Annotated in this window: 7 protein-coding genes; 3 read left to right on the top strand and 4 right to left on the bottom strand. The window is 64.9% G+C overall.

Annotated features, from left to right (window positions below; translation table 11 throughout):
* Window positions 1-209: PfkB family carbohydrate kinase (locus tag NP503_RS29535; protein ID WP_245463583.1), on the top strand; the 209-nt coding region annotated here is incomplete at its 5' end.
* 392 nt (window positions 210-601) lie between these two features.
* On the top strand, window positions 602-1,303 hold the full coding sequence (locus NP503_RS29530) for an antitoxin Xre/MbcA/ParS toxin-binding domain-containing protein (RefSeq protein WP_127266637.1): 702 nt from the start codon (window positions 602-604) through the stop codon (window positions 1,301-1,303).
* A gap of 33 nt (window positions 1,304-1,336) precedes the next feature.
* Here the strand turns inward: NP503_RS29530 and NP503_RS29525 are convergent, their stop codons facing one another.
* Window positions 1,337-3,616, bottom strand: coding sequence for an NADP-dependent malic enzyme (locus NP503_RS29525; protein WP_127266636.1), 2,280 nt, complete (start codon window positions 3,614-3,616; stop codon window positions 1,337-1,339).
* Between the two features lie 213 nt (window positions 3,617-3,829).
* On the opposite strand from NP503_RS29525, the gene mutS reads away from it, so the two are divergent.
* Window positions 3,830-6,559 (top strand): DNA mismatch repair protein MutS, encoded by a 2,730-nt coding sequence (mutS, locus tag NP503_RS29520; RefSeq protein WP_127273353.1) that lies wholly within the window; start codon window positions 3,830-3,832, stop codon window positions 6,557-6,559.
* Here the strand turns inward: mutS and NP503_RS29515 are convergent, their stop codons facing one another.
* The 3 genes from NP503_RS29515 to NP503_RS29505 form a co-directional block, all read right to left on the bottom strand.
* Window positions 6,560-7,405, bottom strand: coding sequence for an aldo/keto reductase (locus NP503_RS29515; protein WP_127271333.1), 846 nt, complete (start codon window positions 7,403-7,405; stop codon window positions 6,560-6,562).
* A gap of 84 nt (window positions 7,406-7,489) precedes the next feature.
* Window positions 7,490-7,882 (bottom strand): DUF305 domain-containing protein, encoded by a 393-nt coding sequence (locus tag NP503_RS29510; protein ID WP_127271334.1) that lies wholly within the window; start codon window positions 7,880-7,882, stop codon window positions 7,490-7,492.
* A 43-nt stretch (window positions 7,883-7,925) separates the two neighbouring features.
* Entirely contained in the window at window positions 7,926-10,430 is a 2,505-nt protein-coding gene (locus NP503_RS29505; protein ID WP_127276217.1) for a heavy metal translocating P-type ATPase, read from the bottom strand.
* Window positions 10,431-10,444 lie beyond the last annotated feature (14 nt).

Raw genomic sequence — 10,444 nt, 5'->3', positions numbered from 1 at the left:
TCAAGGCGACCGCCATCAAGGAACTGGTCGACACGACGGGCGCCGGCGATCTCTATGCCGCCGGCTTCCTGCATGGCTACACGCAAGGCCGCGACCTGCAGACTTGCGGCGACCTTGGCTCACTGGCGGCCGGCTTGGTGATCCAGCAGATCGGCCCCAGGCCACGGCAGAATCTGCGCCGCGAGGCTGAGCAGGCGGGGTTGCTGTAGGGAAAGCTCTTCCCTTCTCCCCCTGTGGGAGAAGGTGTCGCCGAAGGCGACGGATGAGGGGTGCTCCAGCTTGGCACTGACGGTACTCCGTCCAACACCCCTCAACCGTCTTGGCGCTGCGCGCCAATCCACCTTCTCCCACAGGGGGAGAAGGGAAGGCCGCCTCCGCCCCTCACCGTCGCGCGGCTGTCATACATCGCACCTACACGCAATCCGGGCGTCCCGCGACTGACATTTCGGTGCGCCCTCAGCCAGTTGGGGTGTCAAGAAATGCTAGACAGCATGCTGTCGGGCGGCCGGATTCGTTGCCGTCGCGATTTCCGCTTTCCGCTCTAGAGATTCAACAGCCGGCCGCAGCTGTGGGAGGAGAGCGCGGCCCAGAAGACAGATGTATGAACAGATTTCAGCTCCAGGGCCTCAAGCAGGACGACTTCGCCGAGATGGTCGCCGAAGACGTCGAACGCGCGCTTGCCCACTATGACGAGGCCATCAACAAGCCCACCATGGTCTCGGTCGGCAAAATCGCCGGCAGCATAGCGTCCGCCGTCACCTTGCTGTCACCGAAGCACCAGCGCGCTATCGACGCCATCCATGCCGACCTGCCCGGCCTGGCCTCGAAATTCGTGCGCGCGCTGGCGGCGGAAGCCGCGCGCCGCAGCGAAGCCGGTATAGCCGGCGTGATCAATCCGCCGACGACCCCATTGATCGATGTCGAGCCTCCTTCGCTGCCAAAATCCGACGATCTCGAATCGATGCTGATCGAGGACTGGGCGGGCCGCGTCGCCGGCTCGACCTATCTGGAAGAGAATTTGCGTATCGCCCGCTCGACCCTGCACCGCTGGCAGCGGCGGGGCGAGGTCATCGCCTTGCGCAAGGGCGGCCGCAAACATGTCTTCCCGCTGGCGCAGTTCGTCGATGGACGGCCGGTTGCAGGCATTCGCGACGTGCTGTCGCTGATCACCAATCCAAGGCTCGCATGGCTGTGGCTGACGCGGCCCTCGGCGCAACTCGACGGGCGCGTCCCGATCGACTTGCTGCGGCAGGATCAGGTGGACGAGGTCGTCGAGGCTGCGCGCGTGTTCGCGCCGGGCTGAACGCCTCCCGGACTCACCGCTAAGGCTCGCCGCTCAAGTCCCCGCCGTATAGGCCGCGATCGCCGCCATGTTGACGATGTCCGAGTCCTTGGCATTCAGCGACACGATCTGCACCGGCTTGTTCAGCCCGACCAGCAGCGGGCCGATCACCGTCGAGCCGCCGAGTTCCTGCAGCATCTTGGTCGAGATCGAAGCCGAGTGGAACGCCGGCATGATCAGCACATTGGCCGGGCCGGTCAGCCTTATGAACGGATATTGCGCCATGGCCCGCGCGTTGAGCGCCACGTCGGCGGCCATTTCGCCGTCATATTCGAAATCGACGCGGCGCTTGTCGAGGATGCGCACCGCTTCCTGGACGCGTTCGGAGCGCTCGCCCTGTGGATGGCCGAAGGTGGAATAGGCGAGCATGGCGAGCCTCGGCTCATAACCCATGCGGCGGGCAAAGCCCGCGGCCTCCTCGGCGATGTCGGCGATCTGCTCGGCATTCGGCATATCGTGCACGGCGGTGTCGGCGACCAGCACGGTCTTGCCTCGCGCCAGCACGATCGAGACGCCGATGACGCGGTGGCCGGGCTTGGCGTCGATGACGCGGCGGATGTCGTCGAGCGCGGTCGAATAGTTGCGGGTGACACCGGTGACGATGCCGTCGGCGTCGCCCAGCGCCACCATGCAGGCGGCAAAGTGGTTGCGGTCGTTGTTGATCAGCCGCTGGCAGTCGCGGAACAGGAAGCCTTTGCGCTGCATGCGCTCGTAGAGATAGTCGGTGTAGATGCCGTTGCGGCGCGACAGCCTTGCATTGATGATCTCGATGCCTTGCTTGTTGAGGTCGATGCCGGCGTGCTTGGCGTTCTCCTTGATGACGTCGTCGCGTCCGAGCAGGATGGCGGTGCCGAGCCGCTGGTTCACATAGGAGACGGCGGCGCGCATGACCTGCTCCTCCTCGCCCTCGGCGAAAACGATGCGCTTGGGCTGGCGGCGCACGCGGTCGTAGATGCGCTGCAGGGTCGAGGCGATCGGGTCGCGGCGGGCCGACAGCTCCTGCGCGTAACGGTCGAGATCGAGGATCGGCTTGCGGGCGACGCCTGAGTCCATCGCCGCCTTGGCGACCGCGATCGGGATGGCCGAGATCAGGCGCGGGTCGAACGGCACCGGGATGATGTAGTTGGGGCCGAATTTCGGCCGGTTGCCCTGATAAGCGGCGGCGACATCGTCGGGCACATCCTGGCGCGCCAATGCCGCCAGCGCCTGCGCGGCGGCGATCTTCATGTCGTCATTGATGGTGGTTGCCCTGACATCAAGCGCGCCGCGGAAGATGTAGGGAAAGCCGAGCACGTTGTTGACCTGGTTGGGATAATCAGAACGCCCGGTGGCCATGATGGCGTCGGTGCGGATCTCGGCGACCTCCTCCGGCGTGATTTCCGGGTCGGGATTGGCCATGGCGAAGATGATCGGGTTCTTGGCCATCGACTGCACCATGGCAGTGGTCAGCGCGCCCTTGGCGGAGAGGCCGAGGAAGACGTCGGCGCCATCGAGTGCCTCGGCGAGGCTGCGCGCCTCGGTCTTGACCGCATGCGCCGATTTCCACTGGTTCATGCCTTCGGTGCGGCCTTGGAAAACGACGCCCTTCGTGTCGCACAGGATGATGTTTTCCGGCGCAAAGCCCATCGCCTTCATCAGCTCGATGCAGGCGATGCCGGCCGCACCAGCGCCGTTGCAGACCATTTTTGTGGTCTTCATGTCGCGACCGGTGATCTCCAGCGCGTTGATCAGGCCGGCGGCCGAGATGATCGCGGTGCCGTGCTGGTCGTCGTGAAAGACGGGAATGTCCATCAATTCGCGCAGGCGCTGCTCGATGATGAAGCACTCCGGCGCCTTGATGTCCTCGAGGTTGATGCCGCCGAAAGAGGGCCCGAGGAACCGCACGCAGTTGATGAATTCGTCGGCGTCCTCGGTGTCGACCTCGAGGTCGATGGAATCGACATCGGCGAAGCGCTTGAACAGCACCGCCTTGCCCTCCATCACCGGCTTGGAGGCCAGCGCGCCGAGATTGCCTAGACCGAGGATGGCCGTGCCGTTGGAGATGACGGCGACCATGTTGCCGCGCGTCGTGTAGTCGAAGGCGCGCGAGGGGTCTTCGGCGATGGCCAGGACCGGAACCGCGACACCAGGCGAATAGGCGAGGCTGAGGTCGCGTTGCGTCGCCATCGGCTTGGTGGCGACGACCTCCAGCTTGCCCGGCCGACCCATGGCGTGGAATTCGAGCGCTTCCTGCGCACTGACGGACGGACCGCTGTTCTCGGTTTTCCTGGCCATGATGTTCTTGATTTCCTCACCGGTGCAGCACCTCCTTGAAGCGGGTGCTTTGTTTCGGTCCGAATTAAGACCACGCGCCGCCGCGTGTAAACCGCCCGCGCGCTGGAATCGCGGTCCGCATCGGCAATTGCGGACAAGCTGCCGTCCCGTCGTCCCCCGTTTTTCGAAGCGCCGGCATTAAACCGCATCATCACATCTGCTAGCGTGCCGCGCATGAACATGCACAGCCCGAACGAGCCAGACGCCCCCGAGGCGATGACGCCGGCGCCGACCGTCCACGCCGGCGCCACGCCGATGATCGAGCAATTTATCGAGATCAAGGCGGCGAACCCCGATTCGCTGCTGTTCTATCGCATGGGCGATTTCTACGAGCTGTTCTTCGACGATGCCGAGAAGGCGAGCCGGGCGCTCGGCATCGTGCTGACCAAGCGCGGCAAGTATCAAGGGCTCGACATCCCGATGTGCGGGGTGCCGGTGCATGCCGCCGACGACTATCTGCAAAAGCTGATCGGCCAGGGTTTCCGCGTCGCCGTCTGCGAACAGATCGAGGATCCGGCCGAGGCCAAGAAACGCGGCGGCAAATCGGTGGTGCGCCGCGACGTCGTGCGGCTGGTGACACCGGGCACCATCACCGAGGACAAATTGCTGGCGCCCTCGGAATCGAGTTTCCTGATGGCGCTGGGGCGGGTGAAGGGCGGAGCCGATCACAGTTTCGCGCTGGCCTGGATCGACATCTCGACCGGCGCCTTCCGCGTCACCGATACCACCGCCGACCGGCTGCTGGCCGACATCTTCCGAGTCGATCCGCGCGAGCTGATCGTCGCCGAGCCGGTGTTCCACGATCCGGAGTTGAAGCCGGTGTTCGACGTGCTCGGCCGCGTCGCCAGCCCGCAGCCGCCGTCGCTGTTTGATTCGGCATCGGCCACGGGACGCATCGCCCGCTTCTTCGATGTGGCGACACCGGATAGCTTTGGCGCCTTTTCGCGCGCCGAACTGTCGGCGATCTCCGGCGCCATCGCCTATGTCGAGAAGACGCAGAAGGCCGAGCGCCCGCCGCTGTCGCGGCCCGAGCGCGAAGAGCAGGGCTCGACCCTGTTCATCGATCCGGCGACACGCGGCAATCTGGAACTGCTGCGCACACTGTCGGGCAGCCGCGAAGGGTCGCTGTTCAAGGCGATCGACCGCACGGTGACCGGCGGCGGCGCAAGGCTGCTCGCCGACCGGCTGATGGCGCCGCTGACCGATCCCGCGGCCATCGGCGCCAGGCTGGATTCGGTGTCGTTCTTCCGTTCCGAAACGCGGCTCTGCCAAGCGGTGCGGTCGAGCCTGAAGAGCGTTGCCGACATGCCGCGCGCACTGTCGAGGCTGGCGCTCAACCGGGGTGGGCCGCGCGACCTTGGCGCGCTGCGCGCCGGCTTCGAGGCAGCAGGCGCGATCGCCGAAATCTTTGCCGCCACCGCCCTGCCCCCGGAACTTGCGGCGGCATTGGCCGCCATCCATGCTCTGCCCCAGGCGCTGGCCCAGCATCTGACGCAGGCGCTTGGCGACGAACTGCCGCTGCTCAAGCGCGATGGCGGCTTCTTGCGCGGCGGCTACCATGCCGATCTCGACGAGATGCGGGCGCTGCGCGACGAATCGCGAAAGGTGATCGCCGGGCTGGAGCGCTCGCTGATCGACGAGACCGGCATCCGCTCGCTGAAAATCCGGCACAATAATGTGCTTGGCTACTATATCGAGGTGACCGCCAACCATCATGCGGTGATGACCGGCAGCGACGGCGCCAAGGCGCGCTTCATCCACCGTCAGACCATGGCCAACGCCATGCGCTTTACCACGACCGAGCTTGCCGAACTCGAGACCAAGATCGCCAATGCCGCCGACCGGGCGCTCAACATCGAACTGGCCGCCTTCGACGCGCTGACGGCGGAAGCGGTCGGCGAGGCGGAGAAGATCCGCGCCGGTGCCGATGCGCTGGCTGTGCTCGATGTCTCGGCGGCGCTCGCGCTGCTTTCGGAAAGCGAAGCCTGGTGCCGACCAGTGGTGGATTCGAGCCTCGCCTTCGAAATTGCGGGGGGGCGGCATCCCGTGGTCGAACAAGCGCTTCGCCGTTCCGGCGATGGCCCGTTCGTCGCCAATGATTGCGACCTGTCGCCGGAGGGCAGCGCCAAGAACGGTGCGATCTGGCTCCTGACCGGCCCGAACATGGGCGGCAAGTCGACGTTCCTGCGGCAGAACGCACTGATCGCCATCCTGGCCCAGACCGGCTCCTTCGTGCCGGCGACATCGGCCCATATCGGCGTCGTCGACCGGCTGTTCTCGCGGGTCGGCGCCTCGGACGATCTGGCGCGCGGCCGCTCGACCTTCATGGTCGAGATGGTCGAGACGGCGGCGATCCTCAACCAGGCCGGCGAGCGCGCACTGGTGATCCTCGACGAGATCGGCCGCGGCACCGCCACTTTCGACGGCCTGTCGATCGCGTGGGCGGCAGTCGAGTATCTGCATGAGAAGAACCGCTGCCGGGCGATCTTCGCCACTCACTTTCACGAAATGACCTCGCTGGCCGGCAAGCTGGCGCGGCTCTCCAACGTGACCATGCGGGTCAAGGAATGGGAGAACGACGTCGTCTTCCTGCACGAGGTCGGCAAGGGGGCCGCCGACCGCTCCTACGGGGTGCAGGTGGCACGGCTGGCCGGCCTGCCGGAGGCGGTGGTCGACCGCGCCAAGGAAGTGCTGCACCAGCTTGAGGAAGGTGAGGTTTCGGGCAAGACGAACCGGCTGGTGGACGATTTGCCGCTGTTTTCGGTGGCGGTGAAGCGGGAAGCGTCGAAGCCGGTGAAAAGTGATGTGCTGGGGGCGGCGCTGGGCGAGATCAATCCCGACGAGATGACGCCACGGGAGGCGCTGGAAGCGCTCTACCGGCTGAAGGGGCTGGCGGGGACATAGTCAGATCATCTCCAACCCGCGCTTGCGCGCTGGTGGAGGGAAGGCGCGGTCGAGATCGGTGATGTCCTGCGGCGTCAGCTTGATGTCGAGCGCGGCGACATTCTGGCGGACATGTTCCTGGCTGCTGGCCTTGGGGATGGCGATGATGCCCTCCTGTTGCATCACCCAGGCCAGGGCGATTTGCGCCGGGGTCGCATTGTGGCGGGCAGCGACGGCGTCGAGCCTGGCATTGCGCGCCAGCGCGCCTTGCTCGACTGGCGAATAGGCCGTCAGCGGAATGCCGCGTTGCAGGCTCCAGGGTGCCAGGTCGAATTCGAGGCCGCGCCGGACCAGATTGTAGAGCACCTGGTTGGTCTGGACATTGTTGCCGTCGGGCAGGCCGGTCAGCTCTTCCATCTCGTCGGTGTCGAAATTGCTGACGCCCCAGTGGCGGATCTTGCCGGCCTTTTTCAGGGTCTCGAAAGCCGCGACCGTTTCGGCCAGAGGCACGCTGCCGGGCCAATGCAGCAGATAGAGATCGATGCGGTCGGTGCGCAGGCGTTTCAGGCTGTTTTCGCAGGCGCGCTGCACGCCCACGCGCGAAGCGTTCGATGGCAGAACTTTCGAGACCAGGAAGGTCTCGTCGCGGCGCCCGGCAATGGCCTCGGCCACCACCTCCTCGGCGCCGCCGCCGGCATACATTTCAGCGGTGTCGATCAGCGTGATGCCGAGGTCGAGGCCGAGCTTGAGGGCATTCACCTCATCGGCGCGGCGACTGATATCTTCGCCCATCTTCCATGTGCCCTGGCCAAGCACCTGAACGGCTTCGCCTGAGGGCAGTTTGGTGGTTCTGATGGTCGACGGCATTGCGGGCTCCATTTAGGCCGATCGCATCACAGGCTGGACGAGAAATCCAGAGGCGTTCTCGCCGCGCTGACGATGGCTGAAGACTTACTTCACCGGATGGGCGGCGAGCCAGGCCTGCATCTGCTTGATCTCGGCTTCCTGCGCGGCGATGACGCCTTCGGCCAGCTTGCGGATTTCCGGATCCTTGCCATTGGCGAGTTCGACCTTGGCCATGTCGATCGCACCCTGATGGTGCGGGATCATGCCTCTGACGAAATCGACATCGGCATTGCCGGTATAGTCGGACGCCATCATGTCGGCATGCATCTTGTCCATCGCCGCCTTGTAGCCTTCCGTCGAAGGGCTGGTCGCATCCGCCGCCATGGCGCCCATGTCGTGTTTCATCTCTTCGCTTTGCGCCGGAACGCTTTCGAGGAAGACGGTAACCAGCATTCCGGCCGCCATCAGCAGCAGAACGAGTTTTTTGGCGAAGGTCATTCATGGTCTCCTGTTGGATGGGTTTCGTATTTGGGGGCTTGGATCAGAGTTTCAATGTTCTCAGCCGCAACGCGTTTGCGATCACCGACACCGAAGACAGGCTCATCGCCGCCGCCGCCAGCATCGGCGACAGAAGCGTGCCGGTGAGCGGATAGAGCACGCCGGCGGCGACCGGCACGCCAAGCACATTGTAGAGGAAGGCAAAGAACAGGTTCTGGCGGATGTTGCGGATCGTCGCCTGCGCCAGCGTGCGGGCGCGCACGATACCGTTGAGGTCGCCCTTGACCAGAGTGATACCGGCGCTTTCGACAGCGACATCGGCGCCAGTGCCCATGGCGATGCCGACATCGGCAGCTGCAAGCGCTGGTGCATCGTTGACGCCGTCGCCGGCCATGGCAACACCGGCGCCTGTTGCGCGCAGTTCCTCGACAAGGGCTGCCTTCTGTTCCGGCAGCAGGCCGGCGCGGACCTCGTCGATGCCGAGGCTTCTGGCGATCGCGTTGGCCGTGCGTTCATTGTCGCCGGTCGCCATGATGATGCGCAAGCCGCTTTCATGCAGAGCCTTGATCGCCTCGGCCGTCGTTGCCTTGATAGGGTCGGCGACGGCGACGATGCCGGCCAGCTTCTTGTCGACAGCGACGAACATCGCCGTCTTGCCTTCGAGCTGCAGCGCCTCGGCCTTGGCCGAGATGGATGCGATGTCGACGCCAAGGTCCGCCATCATCGCAGCATTGCCGAGCGCGACCGTCTTTCCCGAGACCGAACCGGACACGCCCTTGCCGGTGACCGCCTCGAAGGCGCTGGCCTCGGCAACGGTCACGCCGCGTGTAGCAGCGCCGTCGACGATGGCTTCAGCCAGCGGATGCTCCGACCCCTTCTCCAGACCGGCGGCAAGCGCCAGCAATTCCTCTTCGGAGAAGCCGTTTGCCGTGACGACATCGGTCAGTTTCGGCCGGCCTTCGGTCAGCGTACCCGTTTTGTCGACGATCAGCTTGTCGACGGAAGCGAAGCGTTCGAGTGCTGCGGCCTCCTTGATCAGCACGCCGGCATGCGCTCCGCGCCCGGTTGCGGTCATGATCGACATCGGCGTGGCGAGGCCGAGCGCACAGGGGCAAGCGATGATCAGCACCGACACCGCGGAGACGATGGCAAAGATCAGGCTGGGCTCGGGTCCAAACACGGCCCAGGCGATGAAAGCGACAATCGCGACAAGGACGACGGCCGGGACAAAGTAGAAAGAAACGCGATCGGCCAACCCTTGAATCGGGGCGCGCGAGCGCTGCGCCTTGGCGACGAGATCGACGATGCGCGCCAGCGTCGTCTCGGCGCCGACCTTCTCAGCGCGCATGATCAGCGCACCATTCTTGTTGAGGGTGCCGCCGGTCAGCGCATCGCCCTCGACCTTCTCGACCGGCAACGGCTCGCCCGTGATCATCGATTCGTCGATCGAGGATCGCCCTTCCAGCACCGTGCCATCGACCGGCACGGCGTCACCGGGGCGTATGCGCAGGCGATCGCCGGCTTTGACCGCATCGAGCGGCACATCGCTTTCGGAACCGTCGGCGGCGATCAGCCGCGCGGTCTTCGGCGCGAGATCAAGCAATGCGCGGATTGCCGAGCCGGTCTTTTCACGGGCGCGGAGCTCCAGCACCTGGCCAAGGAAGACCAGCGCAACGATGACGGCAGCAGCCTCGAAATAGACCGGTACCGCACCGCCATGGCCGCGGAACTGATGCGGAAAGATATCCGGAAACAGCGTGGCGACGACGCTGTAGAGATAGGCAGCACCAACGCCGAGCGAGATCAGCGTCCACATGTTGGGGCTGCGGTTGACGAGCGAGTCCCAGCCGCGGTGGAAGAAGGGGAAGGCGGCCCAAAGCACCACCGGACTTGCCAGGACCAGTTCGATCCAGACTTTTGCCCGGTCCTCGACCAGACCTTCAAACGTCAGGCCGATCATGGGTGCCATGGCGATGATCAGAAGGGGGATCGACAAGGCAGCGCTCACCCAGAACCGCCTGGTGAAATCGACCAGCTCGGGATTTGGCCCTTCATCGCCCGTTGGTACGCCCATCGGCTCCAGCGCCATGCCACAGATCGGGCAGGATCCTGGCTTGTCGCGGATGATTTCGGGATGCATCGGGCAGGTGTATTGCGTGCCTTTGGGCATCGGCTGCGGTGCCGGCCTGTCGCCGAGATATTTTTGCGGCTCCGCCTCGAATTTCGCCTGGCAGGCGGCCGAGCAGAAGTAAAAGCCCTGGCCTTCGTGGCGGGCAAAGTGCCTGGCTGTCGCGCGGTCGACGCTCATACCGCAAACCGGATCGGTGGCCGTCAGGAATTTTTCCGGCTCGGCGACGAATTTCGCGCGGCAGCCCTGGCTGCAGAAATGATAGGGATGGCCATCATGCTCGGCCGTCGGCTTGCCGGCGACCGGATCGACAGTCATGCCGCAGACCGGGTCGCGGACGACGCTCTTCGTGGTGGGCACGGCGCCTTTTGTCGAGCAGCAGCTACCATGCGCGTGATGATCGTGATCGGAATGCGTCATTCGAAAATGCCTCG

The sequence above is a fragment of the Mesorhizobium sp. SEMIA396 genome, assembly GCF_024518615.1.
GTDB lineage: Bacteria > Pseudomonadota > Alphaproteobacteria > Rhizobiales > Rhizobiaceae > Mesorhizobium.
The sequence above is the reverse complement of the archived record's forward strand: the minus strand, read 5'-3'. Positions and strand labels throughout refer to the sequence as shown.